The following is a 17713-nucleotide window of genomic DNA, read 5'->3' on the forward strand; positions in this document are numbered from 1 at the left end:
AACGTGACGCGCGCTCAACTCTGTGATCTTCACGTGATCTACGCGGCATTAACTTGTGACAAGTGATCGAATGCCTATACGTTCACGGGTCAACGACGGCGCCAGGTTTCAAGCGCCGCGATCACTGCTGCCTCGTGAAAGGTCCCCGCATGCTCTCCGGGAACGGTCGTCACCGTCGCCCCCGTCAGGCGCCGGCTCTCCTCGTCGCGGCCGGAGTGACCGGGTCCGCCATCGCCATCCCGCTGCTCGGCGCCGCGAGCGCGAGCGCCGCCGACGGCACCGTGTGGGACAAGGTGGCCGAGTGCGAGAGCGGTGGCTCCTGGAGCACGGACGAGGGCAACGGGCACTACGGCGGACTGCAGCTGACCCAGGACGACTGGGAACAGTACGGCGGCCTCGACTTCGCCCCGCGTCCCGACCTGGCGAGCCGTTCCCAGCAGATCGCCGTGGCGCAGGAGATCCTCGCCGACCAGGGAACCAAGCCCTGGGGTACCTGTGCGGTGCTCAACGGGCTCACCCCGAAGAACGGCTTGGTCGACCTCGACACCGGAGTGGACGACGACTCGCCCTCCGAAGTGTCCGGGTCCTCCGGCTTGCTTGATTCGTCCGGCTCGTCTAGTTCGTCCAATTCGTCTGACTCCTCGGGTTCTTCGAACTCGTCGGGCCCGACCGACGGCTCGTCGAGTTCATCGAGCGAATCCCCCAGCGCTTCGTCCGAATCGCCCCGGGATTCATCATCTTCCCCCTCTTCTTCCCCTTCGTCCTCTTCGTCGCCTAAGGCGGACAGCTCTGCGAAGGCTGATGCGTCACCCGACGCCAAGGCCTCGAAGTCGCCCGACAGCTCCCCCGTGGAGACCTCGGACGGGGACAATCAGGACAACTGGGTGCAAGATGTGGGCGCCTGGAGCCTCGTCGACACCGGCGCGCTCACCGGCGAGCAGGCCGGCTCCGGTCGGCACCGCGGGCCCAGCGCCGACGAGAGCGAGACCGTGGACCCGGCCCCCGAGTCCTCCGGTCGCCACGCCTCGTACAAGGTCCGCGCCGGCGACACTCTGGCCTCCATCGCCGACTCCCTTGACCTCGACGGCGGGTGGCGGGCGCTGTACGAGGCGAACAAGGGCGCCATCGGCGGCAACGCGAACGACATCGTCCCCGGTCAGACCCTGGACGTCCCCGTCGAATAAGGGCCGAACGGGGCGAAAAACAGCGGGAGTTCGCGTCACCTTTCGCACCTGAATGTCCGTTTTGAATGCAGTGAGAGATAGATCTCAGAAGCCCTGATCGTCTTTGTAATTCCGGGAATCGGGTGTCTACGGTCGTGATCGCTCGTCACCACGAGCCCCGGCTGCCGCAACGCCGAATCCTGCCAGTGGCCGCACGGGAACAGTCGTCGCGTCAAGCGCCGTAGGCAGGAGCGGGGGACCCAAGGTAAGCGCCGGGTCCGGCAGTTGAGGCCTTTCGGGGCCGCACGCCGGAGTCGGCTTGGGGTGAAGCCGCGCATCGCGAGCCGAAAGGCGGACGAGCGCGGCCGGGCAACTCAACCGGCCCGAACCCGACAGCTCACCTCGCAGGCGTCGGTGAGGGGATCCAACCATGCTGTTTTCCAGCAAGGGCAAGCACCGTCGTCCGTCCAAGGCCGCCCGCGCCATAGCCGTCGTCGGCGTCACCAGCGCCGCCGCCGTCGCCGCCCCGCTGATGGCGGCCGGCAGCGCCTCCGCCGCCACCGCCTCCGAGTGGGACGCCGTCGCCCAGTGCGAGGCCGGCGGTAACTGGTCGATCAACACCGGCAACGGCTACTACGGCGGCCTGCAGTTCTCCGCCTCCACCTGGGCCGCGTACGGCGGCACGGCGTACGCCTCCACCGCCGACCAGGCCACCAAGGCCCAGCAGATCGAGATCGCCGAGAAGGTTCTCGCGGGCCAGGGCAAGGGTGCCTGGCCGCACTGCGGCACCGGCCTGTCGAGCGCCGCGTACAACGGCTCCGGCTCCTCGCAGAGCACCGAGGCCACCCCTCGCGCCACCGAGGAGCAGCCGGCCTCCCGCTCCGCCGACCGTCCGGCGGCCGAGAAGAAGTCGACCAAGACCGTCACCACCCCGACCGGCAAGAAGGTCAAGAAGGGCGACGGCGAGTACAAGGTCGCCAAGGGCGAGACCCTCAGCTCGATCGCCGAGAAGAAGAAGGTCAAGGGCGGCTGGGAGAAGCTGTTCCAGCTGAACAAGGACATCGTCGAGGACGCCGACCTGATCTACCCGGGTCAGCAGCTGCACCTGAAGTAATACGCGGCCACAAGCTGAACCACAGAGCCCTCACATCCGTGGAACTCATCATGAAGACCTCGTGAGGGTCACCCCCGTCCCCCACGGGCTCCCCGCTCCGGTGCGTGTTCCCCCGTACGCACCGGGGCGGGGCTTTTTCTTTCCCTGTTGGTCACCCACCCTTTGTTCCGTTAGGGAACAATGGGTACGGTTCGGTCCTGTCCACGGGACGGTCGGTCGGCCGCCGATGTCCCCGGGGCGGTTAGGCTCTAGTCGCAAGGCTCACAGCCCCGCACCACCAGCGACACAGTGCTTCACATCCCAAGAAGGAGATACTCGTGCCGTCCATCGACGTCGTCGTAGCCCGGGAAATCCTGGACTCCCGAGGCAATCCCACGGTCGAGGTCGAGGTCGGCCTCGACGACGGCAGCACGGGTCGTGCCGCCGTTCCGTCCGGCGCTTCGACGGGCGCCTTCGAGGCCATCGAGCTCCGCGACGGCGACTCGAACCGCTACCTCGGCAAGGGCGTGGAGAAGGCCGTCCTCGCCGTCATCGAGCAGATCGGCCCCGAGCTGGTCGGCTACGACGCCACCGAGCAGCGCCTGATCGACCAGGCGATGTTCGACCTGGACGCCACCGACAACAAGGGCTCCCTCGGCGCCAACGCCATCCTCGGCGTCTCCCTCGCCGTCGCCCACGCCGCCTCCGAGGCCAGCGACCTCCCGCTGTTCCGCTACCTGGGCGGCCCCAACGCGCACCTGCTGCCGGTGCCGATGATGAACATCCTGAACGGCGGCTCGCACGCCGACTCCAACGTGGACATCCAGGAGTTCATGATCGCCCCGATCGGCGCGGAGTCCTTCTCCGAGGCCCTGCGCTGGGGCGCCGAGGTCTACCACACGCTGAAGAAGGTCCTGAAGAGCAAGGGCCTGGCCACCGGCCTCGGCGACGAGGGCGGCTTCGCCCCGAACCTCGGCTCCAACCGCGAGGCCCTCGACCTCATCCTTGAGGCGATCAAGGAGGCCGGCTACACCCCCGGCGAGCAGATCGCCCTCGCGCTCGACGTCGCCGCGTCCGAGTTCTACAAGGACGGCGTCTACACCTTCGAGGGCAAGGAGCGCTCGGCCGCCGAGATGACCGAGTACTACGCGGAGCTCGTCGACGCGTACCCGCTCGTCTCCATCGAGGACCCGCTGTTCGAGGACGACTGGGACGGCTGGAAGGTCCTCACCGACCAGCTCGGCGACAAGGTCCAGATCGTCGGCGACGACCTGTTCGTCACCAACCCCGAGCGCCTGGCCCGCGGCATCGACGAGGGCGCCGCCAACGCCCTGCTGGTGAAGGTGAACCAGATCGGCTCGCTCACCGAGACCCTGGACGCCGTCGAGCTGGCCCAGCGCAGCGGCTTCAAGTGCATGATGTCCCACCGCTCCGGCGAGACCGAGGACGTCACCATCGCCGACCTGGCCGTCGCCACCAACTGCGGCCAGATCAAGACCGGCGCCCCGGCCCGCTCCGAGCGCGTCGCCAAGTACAACCAGCTGCTGCGCATCGAGGAGATCCTCGACGACGCGGCGGTGTACGCCGGCCGCAGCGCGTTCCCGCGCTTCAAGGGCTGAGCCGGCTGAGCCCCAACCTGGGGTGAGGCTTAGCCAGTCGTACGTACGTCCCCGTACTCGGTCCCGTACCGTGTGCGGGGACGTACGCATGTGAAACGGGAGGCGGGACATGGCCGTCAAGGATCGGGACCGGTTCTCCACCGCGACCAGGATCCGGTTGCTCGGCGAGCAGACGGCGGCCCGTGTCTACCGCTCCCAGACCAAGCGGCAGGCCCGGCGCTCCAGGCTCACCGGACGCGCCGCGCTGCTCGCGCTGGTCGTCTGCACCATGGTCGTCGCGCTCGCCTACCCGATAAGGCAGTACGTCTCCCAGCGCGCCGAGATCGCGGACATGCAGCGGGAGAAGGAAGACGCGGCACAGCGGGTCGAGCAACTGCGCGACGTCAAGGCACGCTGGCAGGACGACGCCTACGCCGAGCAGCAGATCCGGCTGCGGCTGCATTATGTGATGCCGGGGGAGACCGGCTACATCGTGATCGACCCGGACGCGGCCAAGCAGTCGCGCGCCGAGCTGGGTGCGGCCGACCGCCCCTGGTACGCGAACATCTGGGACGGGGTCGACAAGGCCGACGCGTCCCGGCAGTGAACCGATCGTCCGGACCGGTCGCAAGACCGCCGACGAGAACAGACAGAAAGACAGGCATGGAAACCGCCCCGCCGCCCACCCCGCGCACCGAGCCCACCGACGCGGACGTCGAGGCCTTCAAGCAGCAGCTCGGGCGTCCCCCGCGCGGGCTGCGCGCGATCGCGCACCGGTGCCCCTGCGGGCAGCCGGACGTCGTCGAGACGGCCCCGCGGCTGCCCGACGGCACGCCCTTCCCGACGCTGTACTACCTGACGTGCCCGAAGGCGTCGTCGGCGATCGGCACGCTGGAGGCGAACGGCGTGATGAAGGAGATGACGGCGCGGCTGGAGTCCGACCCGGAGCTGGCCGCGGCGTATCGCTCGGCGCACGAGGACTACATCCGGCGGCGCGACGAGATCGAGGAGCTGACGGGCTTTCCGAGCGCGGGCGGTATGCCGGACCGGGTGAAGTGTCTGCACGTGCTGGTCGCGCACTCGCTGGCCGCGGGGCCCGGTGTCAATCCGCTGGGCGACGAGGCCATCGCGATGCTGCCGCAGTGGTGGAGCAAGGGCGCGTGCGTGACGCTCCCCGAGGCGTCCGGGAACTCTGAGGCGTCCGGGAAGTCCGAGGAGGACGGCCGGTGACCCGTGTCGCCGCCATCGACTGCGGTACGAACTCCATCCGGCTCCTCGTCGCCGACGTCGACCTGCGGACCGGGGAACTCGTCGACCTGGACCGCCGTATGACCATCGTGCGGCTCGGCCAGGGCGTCGACCGCACGGGGCGGCTCGCGCCCGAGGCGCTGGAGCGGACCTTCGCCGCCTGCCGTGACTACGCGGCGATCATCAAGGAGCACGGCGCCGAGCGGCTGCGGTTCGTCGCCACGTCGGCCTCCCGGGACGCGGAGAACCGGGACGAGTTCGTCCGCGGGGTCATGGACATCCTCGGCGTCGAGCCCGAGGTCGTCACCGGGGACCAGGAGGCCGAGTTCTCCTTCACGGGCGCGACGAAGGAGCTCGTGGGACGCGCGGACCTGCACCGCCCCTACCTCGTCGTGGACATCGGCGGCGGGTCGACCGAGTTCGTCGTCGGCGAGGAGCACGTCCGCGCGGCACGCTCCGTGGACGTCGGCTGTGTGCGGATGACCGAGCGCCACCTGGTCCGCGACGGCGTCGCCTCCGACCCGCCCTCCGAGGAGCAGATCGCCGCGATGCGGGGCGACATCGAGGCGGCCCTCGATCTGGCCGAGGAGACGGTGCCGCTGCGCGAGGCCAGGACGCTGGTGGGGCTTGCCGGTTCGGTCACCACGGTGTCGGCGATCGCGCAGGACCTGCCCGAGTACGACTCGGCCCGCATCCACCACTCGCGGATCAGCCACGACCGGGTCCGCGAGATCACCGACTGGCTCCTGCGCTCCACCCACGCCGAGCGCGCGGCCGTACCGTCCATGCACCCGGGGCGAGTTGACGTCATCGCGGCGGGCGCGCTGGTGCTGCTCGCGATCATGGAACGGATCGGCGCCGAGGAGGTCGTCGTCAGCGAGCACGACATCCTCGACGGCATCGCCTTCAAGGTGGCGGAGGCGGCCCGGTAGGGCGGGCGTGGCCACCGAGCCGCGGGGTGCCCGCGGATGGCGCGAAGATGCGCAACGGCCCCGGTACCTCTCCACGAGGTACCGGGGCCGTTGCGGTCAAAGCCCGTGCGGGCTGTCCGTCAGTTGCAGAGGAGGACGAGGAGGCCGCTGCACCCTCCGTCGTCGCCATGGCCGCCGTGGGCCGGACTGGACTGTACGGCAGTGGCGTTCATGGCGGCGGGCGCCGCTGTCGCAGTGGATGCGGCAGCCGTACCCAACGCAAGGGCGATACCGAGGGCAGCGCCGACCGAGACTATTCGCTTGGCAGCCCGCAGGGGCGCCTTCTGTGAGGTGATCATGGCTGCACGTTATGTGCCCTTCTGATCAATTTCGCGCGGAGTGTGGCCGACCGGGTGACGGTGCCTCAGATTGCCGCCGCGGGGTGGTTCGGGTCTCGATTTATTACCAGTGGGTAGCTTTCGGTTGAGCAGGTCGGCTAGCGTATGAGCGCCCCCGAGGGGGGGCTTTCGGGGTCGGCGTCGACCCGCCGCGGGGGCCCGATCGAGAAAGTTCGTGAAGTTCTTCACAAGGAATTCGGCCCTGTCGGACCACAGATCGGTGTCGGTTGACCCTTCCGAGGGGTGAACAGCCCCTTGAACATGTTCAGATGGCCGGTGTAAAGAGGCTCTGGGAGCTGCTCGCCCGAGGGTGTTCCGGTCCGCTCACAGGGGCCCCGGAGGGACAGAGAGGCAGCTCACGCGGCATTGACAACGGGGCGTATCGCATCCCGGTTCCCGATCGTGACCATGACCTGCGTCACGCGGGCCGGGGAGTGTAGCACAGGGGCTGCAAGAGCTTGTGAAGGGGCGCACGAGCGACCCCCCTGGGGCAGGTGGATACTCGATGGCATGAGCACCACGGAGCGTCCCAGGATCCTCGTAGTAGGCGGTGGGTACGTAGGCCTGTACGCAGCTCGGCGCATCCTCAAGAAGATGCGCTACGGAGAGGCGACCGTCACGGTCGTCGACCCCCGGTCGTACATGACCTACCAGCCCTTCCTCCCCGAAACCGCCGCCGGCAGCATCTCCCCGCGCCACGTCGTCGTCCCGCTGCGACGCGTGCTGCCCAAGGCGGAGGTCCTCACCGGCCGGGTCACCACCATCGACCAGGACCGCAAGGTCGCCACGATCGCCCCGCTGGTGGGCGAGGCGTACGAGCTGCCTTTCGACTACCTGGTCATCGCGATGGGCGCGGTCTCCCGCACCTTCCCGATCCCCGGCCTCGCCGAGCAGGGCATCGGCATGAAGGGCATCGAGGAGGCCATCGGCCTGCGCAACCACGTCCTCGAGCAGCTCGACAAGGCCGACTCCACGACCGACGAGGAGATCCGCCGCAAGGCGCTCACCTTCGTCTTCATCGGCGGTGGCTTCGCGGGTGCGGAGACCATCGGCGAGGTCGAGGACATGGCCCGCGACGCGGCGAAGTACTACACCAGCGTGTCCCGTGAGGACATGCGGTTCGTCCTCGTCGACGCCGCCGACAAGATCCTGCCCGAGGTCGGCCCGAAGCTCGGCCAGTACGGCAAGGAGCACCTGGAGGCCCGTGGCGTCGAGGTCTACCTCTCGACCTCCATGGACTCCTGCGTCGACGGCCACGTCGTGCTGAAGAACGGCCTCGAGGTCGACTCCAACACCATCGTGTGGACGGCCGGCGTCAAGCCGAACCCGGCCCTCACCCGCTTCGGTCTGCCGCTCGGCCCCCGCGGTCACGTCGACTGCGAGCCGTCCCTCCAGGTCAAGGGCACCGACTACATCTGGGCCGCCGGCGACAACGCCCAGGTCCCGGACCTCGTCGGCCGCAAGGCGGGCAACGAGAACGCCTGGTGCCCGCCGAACGCGCAGCACGCGCTGCGTCAGGCCAAGGTCCTCGGCGACAACGTCATCTCCGGTATGCGGGGCTTCCCGCAGAAGGACTACTCGCACGCCAACAAGGGTGCGGTGGCGGGCCTCGGCCTCCACAAGGGCGTGGCGATGATCGTCATGGGCAAGGTGAAGATCAAGCTCAAGGGCCGCCTCGCCTGGTACATGCACCGTGGCTACCACGGCATGGCGATGCCGACCTTCAACCGCAAGATCCGCGTCTTCGCCGACTGGACGCTCGGCATGTTCCTCAAGCGCGAGGTCGTGGCGCTGGGCGCGCTGGAGTCCCCGCGCGAGGAGTTCTACGAGGCCGCGAAGCCGGCCCCGGTCGCTCCCGCGAGCAACGCCGAGAAGGGCGAGAAGGCCAAGGCCTCCTGACCTCCGGTCACTTGAACGACCCCGAAGGGGGCCACCCGCCATCCGTGGTGCGGGCGGCCCCCTTCGGGCCGTCCGGGCGGCCGCCGCGGTGCCGGGCGCGTACGCCCTTCCCAGGGTTTGCCCAGCTGTAACGCGCGTGGGGGACTGCGCGGGGGGCTTGCAGGTGTTTACGTGGTGTTGGACATTCCGGGATCCCATCACGGAGGTGTGCGCCATGCCAGACGCCGCGGTGCGGCTGAAGGGCCTGCTCGAACAGTTGCTGGGGGTTCCGCTCCCGGTGCGCATTCGCGCCTGGGACGGTTCGCAGGCGGGCCCGCCGGGCGCGCCGACCCTCGTCGTACGCAATCGCCGCGCCGTGCGGCGGCTGTTGTGGAAGCCCGGCGAGCTGGGACTGGCCCGGGCCTGGGTGGCCGGGGACCTCGACATCGAGGGCGACCTGTACACCGCCCTCGATCTGCTCGCGGGGCTCGTGTGGGAGCGCGGGGAGGATGCCCGCAGCCTGGCTCAGGCGCTCCGGGAACCCGACGTACGCGCCGCCGTCCGCGGCCTCGTCAAGCTCAGCGGTCTTCCGCTGCCGCCCGCGCCGCCTCCCGAGGAGGTGCGCCGGGCCCGTGCCCACCTGCACACCAAGCGCACCGACAGACGCGCGATCAGCCACCACTACGACGTCGGCAACGACTTCTACGAGATCGTCCTCGGCCCGTCCATGGTGTACTCCTGCGCCTACTGGCCGGCCCCGCCCCCGCACGGCACCCTCGAGGCCGCCCAGCACGACAAACTCGACCTCGTCTGCCGCAAGCTCGCCCTGCGGCCCGGCCTGCGGCTGCTCGACGTCGGCTGCGGCTGGGGCTCGATGGCGATGCACGCGGCCCGCGAGTACGGCGTGAGCGTCGTCGGCATCACCCTCTCCCAGGAGCAGGCGGCATACGCCCGCAAGCGCATCGCCGACGAGGGGCTCACCGACAAGGTGGAGATCCGCGTACAGGACTACCGGGACGTCGGCGACGGGCCGTACGACGCCGTCTCCTCCATCGGCATGGCCGAACACGTCGGCGCCGAGCGGTACCTGGAGTACGCCGACGTACTGCACCGGCTGCTCAAGCCCGGCGGGCGGCTGCTCAACCACCAGATCGGGCGCCGTCCGCAGCGGGACGAATCCACGTACGAGGTGGACGAGTTCATCGACTCCTACGTCTTCCCCGACGGCGAGCTCCAGCCCATCGGCGTCACCGTCACCCAGCTGGAACGGGCCGGTTTCGAGGTCCGCGACGTCGAGTCGATCCGCGAGCACTACGCCCTGACGCTGCGCCGCTGGGTCGCCAACCTGGAAGCCGACTGGCCGCGGGCCGCCGGACTCACCGGCGCCGGACGCGCCCGCGTGTGGCGGCTGTACATGGCCGCCTGCGCGCTCGCCTTCGAGCGCAACCGCATCGGTGTCAACCAGGTGCTGGCCATCAGGACACCCGACTCCGGTGACTCCGGGATGCCGCTGCGGGCCCGTACTTGGGGCTGAAACGCCAGGGCCCCGCTCCCTCCCGGGAACGGGGCCCATGCGCTCGTACGGCTATTCCGCCTTGATCGCGTTCAGCATGTTCAGCCGTGCGGCGTTACGGGCCGGCCACAGCGCGGCGAGGACGCCCACCAGTCCGGCCAGCACCAGGAAGATCCCGATCCGGTCCCAGGGCAGGACCAGCCGGTAGCCCGGGATCTGCTCGGCGATGGTCTCGCCGATCGCCCAGCCGAGGAACGAGCCGAGACCGATGCCGACCACCGCTCCGAACACCGAGATGACCACGGCCTCCAGCCGGACCATCCGCTTCACCCGGCGCCGGTCGAGACCGATCGCACGCAGCATGCCGATCTCCTGCTGCCGTTCGAACACCGACATCGCGAGGGTGTTGACGACGCCCAGCACCGCGATGATCAGGGCCATCGCCAGCAGGCCGTACATGATGTTCAGCAGGGTGTTGATGGCCCCGCCGAACTCGTTGCGGATGTCCTGCTGGTCCATGACCTTGATCGCGGGGTTGTCGCCCAGCGCGTTGATGAGGGCCTTCTCGTTCGCCGCGGACTGGCCGCCGTCCACCTTCACGAAGATCTGCTGGATGTACGGCTGCACCTCGTGCGGGTTCACGACCTTCGTGTCGACGAGGACGGGCGAGAGGAACTCGCTGTCCTTGAAGACGGCGCCGACCTTGAGCGTGCCCTTCTTCTCGTCGTTGAACGTGACGGGGACGCTGTCGCCGGGCTTCCAGCCCTTGCTCTTGGCCGTCTTCTCGGCGACCGCGATCCGGCCTTCGGCGAGCGAGTCGATGTTGCCGCTGACGACGTCGACGTTCAGGACCTGCTGGATGTCGCCCGGCGTGACCGCCGAGGCGGACACGTAGTCCTCGTCACCGGCCTCGAAGTAGACGCTCTGCTGCGGCGAAACCGCCGAGACGCCCTTGGCCTTCTCCAGCGCCGTCAGCGCGGACTGGTCGAGGTCCCCGCCGTTGGCCATCGAGACCATGTAGTCGGCCTTGATGTTGTCCGTGGTCATCTTGTCGATGGCCGTGCCGACCGTGATGCCGAGCACCGACAGGCCGGTCACCAGCGTCAGTCCGATCGCCAGCGCCGAAGCGGTGGCGCCGGTACGGCGCGGATTGCGGACCGCGTTCTGGCCGGCCAGCTTTCCGGCCACCCCGAACGGGCCGACGAGCAGCGGACGGACGAGCGCGATCACGGGTCGGGACAGCAGCGGGATCAGGATGATCACGCCGATCAGCGCGAAGAACGCACCCGCCCCGATGAACATCCGGCCGTTCTCGCCGCCGGCCGAGGCACCCGCCACGATGCCGGTGGCGCCGAGGGCGGTGATGGCCGCGCCGATGGAGTTGCGCACCACCAGCGACTTGGTGGTGGCGATGGCGTGGACGCTGCTCATGGCCGCGACCGGCGGGATCTTCGCGGCCCGGCGGCCGGGCAGCCAGGCGGCGAACATCGTGATCAGCACACCGACGCCGATCGCGGCGAGCACCGGAGTGGCGGACAGGACCAGCGGGCCGTCCGGGATCTTCATCTCGAACGCGGCCATGCCGGAGCGCAGCCCCACGGCCAGCCCGATGCCGAGGACGAAGCCGATCGCCGACGCGACCAGGCCAACCACCGCGGCCTCGGCGAGCACCGAGCGGGTGATCTGCTTGCGCGACGCACCGACGGCGCGCATCAGGGCGATCTCCTTCGTGCGCTGGGCGACCAGCATCGTGAAGGTGTTGGAGATCAGGAAGATCCCGACGAAGAGCGCGATGCCCGCGAAGCCGAGCAGGACCTGCTTGAGCGAGCTCATCCCCTGTTCGATCTGCTCGGCCTGCTCGTCGGCGAGCGCCTGGCCGGTCTTGGCCTCGGCGCTCTCCGGCAGCAGCGGCTTGACCGCGTCCAGGATCTTCTTGTCGTCCGCGCCGGCGGCGGCGGCGGTGACGGTGACGCTCTCGAAGTAGCCCGGCTTGAGGTACTGCTTCTGGGCGACGGCGGTGTCGAAGAGGACGAGGCTGCCGCCGGCGTTCACGGCGCCGTCCTCGGTGGTGAACACGCCGCTGAGGGTGTACTCCTTCACCGGCCCGTTCGTGGCGACCCGGACCCGGTCGCCGACCTGGTACTCGCCCTTGGCCGCGGACTCCTTGTCCAGGGCGATCTGATCGTCCTTCACCGGGCCGGAGCCGTCGGTGAACGTGTAGGCGGAGTCCTTGCCGTCCTTGCCGGGGGCGAAGTTGGAGCCCTTGTTGGACCAGCCGACGCCGATCAGCTTCCCGTCGGGGTCGGCGACCCCGGCGAAGCCGTCGACGCGGCCGTACGCGGCTTCTACGCCGTCCACCGCGGAGATCTTGTCGAGGGTCTTGCGGGAGAGCCCGGGCTCTTCCTTGGCGTCGTCCGGGTTCGCGTACGAGGTGATGGCGACGGCGACGTCGTCGTAGCTCTTCGCCGACTGGTTGCGGAAGGCGTTGGAGAGGGTGTCGGCCAAGACCAGGGTGCCGGAGACGAACGCGACGCCGAGCATGACGGCGAGCACGGTCATCAGGAGCCGGGCCTTGTGCGCCAGTACGTTGCGCAGGGCGGTGCGGAACATCAGCTGGTGCGGCCCTTCGCGTCGAACTGCTTCATGAAGTCGAGGACGTTGTCCGCGGTCGGCCGGTACATCTCGTCGACGATCCGGCCGTCGGCAAGGAAGACCACGCGGTCCGCGTAGGCGGCGGCCACCGGGTCGTGCGTGACCATCACCACGGTCTGCCCCAACTCCCGTACGGAGTTGCGCAGGAAGCCCAGCACCTCGGCGCCCGAGCGCGAGTCCAGGTTTCCGGTGGGCTCGTCGCCGAAGATGATCTCGGGCTTGGAGGCCAGGGCGCGGGCGACGGCGACGCGCTGCTGCTGGCCGCCGGAGAGCTGTGCGGGGCGGTGGCTGAGGCGGTCGGCGAGGCCCACCATCCGGATGACCGAATCCAGCCACTGCTTGTCGGGCTTGCGGCCCGCGATGTCCATCGGGAGGGTGATGTTCTCCAGGGCCGTCAGCGTCGGCAGCAGGTTGAACGCCTGGAAGATGAAGCCGATCTTGTCCCGGCGCAGCTTGGTCAACTGCTTGTCCTTCAGGGAGCCGAGCTCGGTTTCGCCGATGCGCACCGAACCGGAGGAGAAGGTGTCCAGGCCGGCCACGCAGTGCATCAGCGTGGACTTGCCGGAGCCGGACGGGCCCATGATCGCGGTGAACTCGGCCTGCCGGAATTCGACGGTGACCCGGTCCAGGGCGACCACCTGGGTCTCGCCCTGTCCGTAGATCTTCGACAGATCCGTGGCACGCGCGGCCACGGAGGTGGCCCGGCCGGCGATGGATGCGGTGGTCACGAGAAGGCACTCCTGAGGGACGACGGTGTGTACGAGGGGACGTCGTCCATCCTCCCGGCCGAATCGCGCCGTGTAGTCAGTCGCTGTTCCGGTTCCGAAGGCAGACTGCGGATGGACCGGACCCCGCCGCGTCATACCTGAGGATGACGAGGACCCCTGACGGCCGCTCGTGTCAAGAACAGGTGGAGCGTCCTCGTTCGGACGGTGAAATTCCGTCATTCCGTATGCGCCGTCGACTGGCGCACGTAAGGCTATTGGCAAGTGCGGATGGCGTGTTCCGTGGGCTGATGCACCCTCAGACGTCAATAAAATAAGACAACATCGGTCCGCCCGTCCGCTGTTCGGGGGATGTATCCCGATAGGCTCGGAACCTCGATGCGGAGCCCATGGCCTGCCCAGATGGTGGAATGCAGACACGGCGAGCTTAAACCTCGCTGCCCCTTCGCGGGCGTGCCGGTTCAAGTCCGGCTCTGGGCACTTCCGACGTTCTCCTTCCCTCCGAGCTTCCTGCAAGCTCCCTTCAAGACTTCACCGAACCGTTGACAGCGGGCGGGTGCGGTCGGAGACTCGCGTCAGGAAATGGTGAATAAAACTTCACCTAGCGAACAGCGAAGGGAAGGCGACCGATGCGCACCACCGTCGGCATCATCGGAGCGGGCCCGGCCGGCCTCCTCCTCGCCCGTCTGCTCCACAACGCCGGCATCGACTCGGTCGTCCTGGAGAGCCGCGACCGCGCCTATGTCGAACACCGCCAGCGCGCCGGAATCCTGGAGCAGGGCACGGTGGACGTGCTGCGCGCGGCCGGCGCCGGAGAGCGCATGGACCGCGAGGGCCTCGGGCACGACGGCATCGAGCTGCGGTTCGCCGGGAAGCGCCACCGCGTCGACTTCCCCGCGCTCACCGGTGGCCGGTCGGTGATGGTCTACGCCCAGACCGAGGTCTGCAAGGACCTCATCACCCTCCAACTGAAGGAGGGCGGCCCGCTGCTGTTCGAGGCGGAGGCGCTCGCGGTGGAGGGCGCGGACACCGACACCCCGCGCGTGCGCTACCGGCACGAGGGGCGCGAGGACGTCCTGGAGTGCGACTACCTCGTCGGCTGCGACGGCTTCTGGGGTGTGTCCCGCAAGGCGATCCCCGCCGAGCTGACCCGGGTCTTCGAGCGGACGTACCCCTTCGGCTGGCTCGGCATCCTCGCCGACGTACCGCCCTCCCACGACGAACTGGTCTACGCCCGCCACGACCGAGGCTTCGCCCTGCTCTCCATGCGCTCCCCGTCGGTCTCCCGCCTCTACCTCCAGGTGGCGGACGGCACCGACGCCGAGCACTGGGGTGACGACGAGATCTGGGCGGAGCTGGAACGCCGCTTCGAGACGGACGACGACTGGCGGCTCCGGCGCGGCCCGATCACCCAGAAGTCCGTCACCCCCATGCGCTCCTACGTCCACGAACCCATGCGATACGGCCGCCTGTTCCTGGCCGGTGACGCGGCACACATCGTGCCGCCCACGGGCGCGAAGGGGCTGAATCTGGCCGTCGGGGACGTCGTCACCTTCGCGCGCGCACTGACGTATCAGCGGGAAAAGGGCTCGGCGGAACTGCTCGACGCCTACTCCGAGACCTGTCTGCGCCGTGTCTGGCAGGCCGAGCGGTTCTCGTACGACATGACGACGCTGCTGCACCGGACCCCCGGCGCAACGCCGTTCGAGGACCGGCTCCAGCTGGCCCGGCTGGAGCGGATCGCGTCGTCGCGGGCCGCCGAGACGGACCTGGCCGAGGGGTACACGGGCTTTCCGTTCGGGTGAGCGCCGGTGCGGGCCGGGGGAGTGATCTCCGACGGGTTCCGGCCACGTCCCAGGTTGGTCATGAATGATCCCGTCCATGGCCGGGAATCACCCAGCCGCGTACCGTGTTGCGCAGCACGAAGAGGGAAAGATCCTCCGCAGGTATTAGGGTCGATCCTTTGCCAACCTATTACTCTTGAGCCAAGGCCACGCACGGTGGCCATGGAGGAGTGAAATGAGGAGCAGCAACCCGGTCTTCTCGCGACGGGGGTTCAGCCGCGACAACGGCTACGCGGGCTTCAACACCGCGCCGCAGGCCGGGGGCGCCGCAGTAGGCACGCAGGGCAACCCGTATGCCCAGCCGGCCGGCAACCCGTACGCGCAGAACCCTTACGCCCAGACGGACCTTCAGCACGGCGCACCGCCGCAGGCCCCGGCCACCACCGGCCGGATGACGATGGACGACGTCATCCTGCGCACGGGCACCACGCTCGGCACCCTGATCGTCACGGCGGCCCTTGCCTGGGCCCTGCTGCCGGTCGACGACGCGAACATCAGCCGGTCGTACGGCATCGCCATCGTCGCCGGTCTGATCGGCATGGTGCTGGCGCTCGTCCAGTCCTTCAAGCGCAAGGCCTCGCCCGCGCTGATCCTGTCCTACGCCGCGCTCGAGGGTGTGTTCCTCGGCGTCGTCTCCAGCGTCGTCGACAACCGCATCGCCAGCGGTGCGGCCATGCAGGCGGTGATCGGCACGATGGCGGTGTTCGCCGCCGTGCTGGTCGCGTACAAGGCGGGCTGGATCCGCGTCAACCGGCGCTTCGTCGGCTTCGTGATGGCGGCCGCGCTCGGCTTCATCCTGCTCATGGCGGTCAACCTGCTGTTCGCCGTCTTCGGCGGCGGTGACGGCCTCGGCTTCCGCAGCGGCCCGCTCGGCATCGTCTTCGGCATCGTCGGCATCCTGCTCGGCGCCTGCTTCCTCGCCCTGGACTTCAAGCAGGTCGAGGACGGCCTCGCCTACGGCGCGCCGCGCGAGGAGGCCTGGCTCGCCGCCTTCGGCCTCACGCTGACGCTGGTGTGGATCTACATGGAGTTCCTGAGGCTCATCTCGATCCTCAACAGCAGCGACTAGTCTGCGACGGCTTTGCAGCAAAGGGCCCCGGGCGCTCACATCATGCGGCTACCGCCGCGTGGTTCCGGGGCCCTTCGTCGTGTGTGCGCGCCTAGAGGAATTTGCGCGCCGCCCTCCTCAGGTCGTACTCGTGGACGATCGCCTTCGCGTGGCCGTACGCGAGGTCGTATTCGTGGCGAAGCCAGCTGACCTTCTCCTCGAAGCGGACGAGGGCCGGGCCTTCTTCTACCGTGCGGAGCCAGTCGGAGACTTCACGACCGGTGCAGTGGGGGATGCGGGCGAGCATGTTGCGGTGGGTCTCCTCGGAGAGGACGTGGGACATCGGCGCCTCCGGACGCAAAAGGGATGTAAGCCGGTCCTTCAGGTCACCGTGCCTGAGCGTTCGCCCGTTGGCAACAGTCGCGTACGCTCACGGCGTGGTTGATACGACGCGTCTGACCCGAGCCGTAGATCACTTCGCCGACCGGTTGCGGGCGGCGCCGCAGAGCCGGTTGCAGAGAAGCGCGGCCGCGGAGGCGCTGGCGCTGGCCAGGGAGTTGGCACGTCGGGCCCAGGTTCTGGAAGCGCCCGAGGTGGAGCCCCGGGTCATGCCCGACGCCGGGATGTTCGCCGCTGCCGACCAAATCACCGTCGCTGTTCACGACTTGGCAGTCGTACTCACGAACGAGGGTGAGGTCGAGGACGCGGTGCGGCTGGTGGAGGAGGCGCAGAAGAGGGCGGGGGTCTGAGCGTCATGGGCGACTGACGGCCGTGTGTGGCTGGTCGCGCAGTTCGCCGCGCCCCTGAAGGGACGCTCCACCTCCCGCGTCACCAGGTCAGAGGGACGCTATGACCCGGTCGGCCAGGATGTACACGTTCTCCTCGCCGCACGCGAACGTCAGCGTGTACGCGCCCGAGACTCCCGAACCGCCCAGCAGTACCGGCGTCTCGCCCGCGCGCAGGGCCGTCGCGAGGCGTTCCGCCGTCTCGCGGTGGCCCGGGGTCATGCACAGGGTCGTGCCGTCCGCGAAGACGTAGACGTCGAGGGTGCCCAGCGGGCCCGGGCGGACGTCGGTCAGTTCGGTGGCGGAGGCGGCGAGGTCCTCAAGGGTGGCCACCGTGCGCTCGTGATCGTTCACGGCCGGTGAGGAGACCGGGACGAAGTCCGGGTGAGAGGGGTGCCGGCGACGGGCCGCGGCCAGTTCGGGGGACTCCCCGGCGAACTCGTCGGCGTCCGCGGTCGACTCGGTCACCGGCTCCAGGTGCTCCAGGCCCGCGAAATCGGCCTGGCGGGGCAGGAACAGCTCACTGTCGGACAGGCCCAGCAGCGTGGGCGCGTCACCGGCGTCACGGGACTCCTGGGCGGCCCAGAAGGCCCGCGCCTCGGCCAGCTCCCGCTCGCGCTCCTCGGCGAGTGCCTCGGCCACCGCGGCGCGTATCTCATCGGCGTCCGCGGAGAGGCGGGCCGGCGGGACGAGACCCCGGGCCGAGCCCGCGTTGGTCCGAGCCAGCTCGGTGTGCAGGGCCGCGACCTGCCGGCGCAGCACCATGAGGGTGCGCAGGACGGCGACGCCCACGGCGCCGGTGGCGGCCGTGGTGAGCAGCAAGGCGATCGGCATGGCGCTCACTGACGTACTCCCGG

Annotated in this window: 16 protein-coding genes, 1 tRNA gene and 1 riboswitch; of the genes, 12 read left to right on the forward strand and 5 right to left on the reverse strand. The window is 69.1% G+C overall.

Annotation, left to right across the window (positions count from 1 at the left end):
• The first annotated feature begins 149 nt into the window (after positions 1-149).
• The 6 genes from OHT51_RS25015 to OHT51_RS25040 all read left to right on the forward strand — a co-directional run bounded on the left by OHT51_RS25015 (position 150) and on the right by OHT51_RS25040 (position 6034).
• Positions 150-1184 carry a transglycosylase family protein gene (locus OHT51_RS25015; RefSeq protein WP_328881162.1) on the forward strand — a complete coding sequence of 345 codons (1035 nt, stop codon included), beginning with the start codon at positions 150-152 and terminating at the stop codon, positions 1182-1184.
• A 206-nt stretch (positions 1185-1390) separates the two neighbouring features.
• Positions 1391-1589, forward strand: a riboswitch (cyclic di-AMP (ydaO/yuaA leader).
• A gap of 4 nt (positions 1590-1593) precedes the next feature.
• Complete coding sequence (locus OHT51_RS25020) at positions 1594-2277, forward strand: transglycosylase family protein (protein ID WP_328881163.1); 684 nt, start codon at positions 1594-1596, stop codon at positions 2275-2277.
• Positions 2278-2594: 317 nt separating this feature from the next.
• Entirely contained in the window at positions 2595-3875 is a 1281-nt protein-coding gene (gene eno, locus OHT51_RS25025; RefSeq protein WP_328881164.1) for a phosphopyruvate hydratase, read from the forward strand.
• A gap of 109 nt (positions 3876-3984) precedes the next feature.
• Positions 3985-4461, forward strand: a complete 477-nt coding sequence (locus tag OHT51_RS25030) for an FtsB family cell division protein (protein WP_328881165.1) — start codon at positions 3985-3987, stop codon at positions 4459-4461.
• Between the two features lie 56 nt (positions 4462-4517).
• Entirely contained in the window at positions 4518-5084 is a 567-nt protein-coding gene (locus OHT51_RS25035; protein ID WP_328881166.1) for a DUF501 domain-containing protein, read from the forward strand.
• On the forward strand, positions 5081-6034 hold the full coding sequence (locus tag OHT51_RS25040; protein ID WP_328881167.1) for a Ppx/GppA phosphatase family protein: 954 nt from the start codon (positions 5081-5083) through the stop codon (positions 6032-6034). The genes OHT51_RS25035 and OHT51_RS25040 overlap by 4 nt, the downstream gene beginning before the upstream one ends.
• A 119-nt stretch (positions 6035-6153) precedes the next feature.
• Here the strand turns inward: OHT51_RS25040 and OHT51_RS25045 are convergent, their stop codons facing one another.
• On the reverse strand, positions 6154-6372 hold the full coding sequence (locus OHT51_RS25045; RefSeq protein ID WP_328881168.1) for a hypothetical protein: 219 nt from the start codon (positions 6370-6372) through the stop codon (positions 6154-6156).
• 549 nt (positions 6373-6921) lie between these two features.
• Between OHT51_RS25045 and OHT51_RS25050 the strand changes: the two genes are divergently transcribed.
• Together OHT51_RS25050 and OHT51_RS25055 are read left to right on the forward strand one after the other, a co-directional pair.
• A complete protein-coding gene (locus OHT51_RS25050; protein ID WP_328881169.1) occupies positions 6922-8310 on the forward strand; it encodes an NAD(P)/FAD-dependent oxidoreductase in 1389 nt (462 codons plus the stop codon).
• Positions 8311-8524: 214 nt separating this feature from the next.
• The gene (locus tag OHT51_RS25055; RefSeq protein ID WP_328881170.1) at positions 8525-9823 is read left to right on the forward strand and encodes a class I SAM-dependent methyltransferase; all 1299 of its coding nucleotides are present in this window, start codon (positions 8525-8527) and stop codon (positions 9821-9823) included.
• Between the two features lie 51 nt (positions 9824-9874).
• Here the strand turns inward: OHT51_RS25055 and OHT51_RS25060 are convergent, their stop codons facing one another.
• Complete coding sequence (locus OHT51_RS25060) at positions 9875-12412, reverse strand: ABC transporter permease (protein WP_328881171.1); 2538 nt, start codon at positions 12410-12412, stop codon at positions 9875-9877.
• The gene (locus OHT51_RS25065; protein WP_328881172.1) at positions 12412-13182 is read right to left on the reverse strand and encodes an ABC transporter ATP-binding protein; all 771 of its coding nucleotides are present in this window, start codon (positions 13180-13182) and stop codon (positions 12412-12414) included. Before OHT51_RS25065 ends, OHT51_RS25060 begins: the two co-directional genes overlap by 1 nt.
• Positions 13183-13575: 393 nt before the next feature.
• On the opposite strand from OHT51_RS25065, the gene OHT51_RS25070 reads away from it, so the two are divergent.
• The 3 genes from OHT51_RS25070 (at position 13576) to OHT51_RS25080 (ending at position 16092) form a co-directional block, all read left to right on the forward strand.
• Positions 13576-13659: transfer RNA gene (locus tag OHT51_RS25070), tRNA-Leu, on the forward strand.
• A gap of 149 nt (positions 13660-13808) precedes the next feature.
• Positions 13809-14984, forward strand: coding sequence for a 4-hydroxybenzoate 3-monooxygenase (locus OHT51_RS25075; protein WP_328881173.1), 1176 nt, complete (start codon positions 13809-13811; stop codon positions 14982-14984).
• Positions 14985-15198: 214 nt separating this feature from the next.
• On the forward strand, positions 15199-16092 hold the full coding sequence (locus OHT51_RS25080; protein WP_328881174.1) for a Bax inhibitor-1/YccA family protein: 894 nt from the start codon (positions 15199-15201) through the stop codon (positions 16090-16092).
• Positions 16093-16183: 91 nt separating this feature from the next.
• Here OHT51_RS25080 and OHT51_RS25085 read toward each other — a convergent pair whose 3' ends face one another.
• Positions 16184-16414 carry a DUF4287 domain-containing protein gene (locus OHT51_RS25085; RefSeq protein ID WP_030049879.1) on the reverse strand — a complete coding sequence of 77 codons (231 nt, stop codon included), beginning with the start codon at positions 16412-16414 and terminating at the stop codon, positions 16184-16186.
• A gap of 94 nt (positions 16415-16508) precedes the next feature.
• On the opposite strand from OHT51_RS25085, the gene OHT51_RS25090 reads away from it, so the two are divergent.
• Entirely contained in the window at positions 16509-16820 is a 312-nt protein-coding gene (locus tag OHT51_RS25090; RefSeq protein ID WP_328881175.1) for a hypothetical protein, read from the forward strand.
• 87 nt (positions 16821-16907) lie between these two features.
• Here OHT51_RS25090 and OHT51_RS25095 read toward each other — a convergent pair whose 3' ends face one another.
• A complete protein-coding gene (locus OHT51_RS25095) occupies positions 16908-17690 on the reverse strand; it encodes a hypothetical protein (RefSeq protein ID WP_328884421.1) in 783 nt (260 codons plus the stop codon).
• Positions 17691-17713: the final 23 nt, after the last annotated feature.

The organism is Streptomyces sp. NBC_00299 (assembly GCF_036173045.1).
GTDB lineage: Bacteria > Actinomycetota > Actinomycetes > Streptomycetales > Streptomycetaceae > Streptomyces > Streptomyces machairae.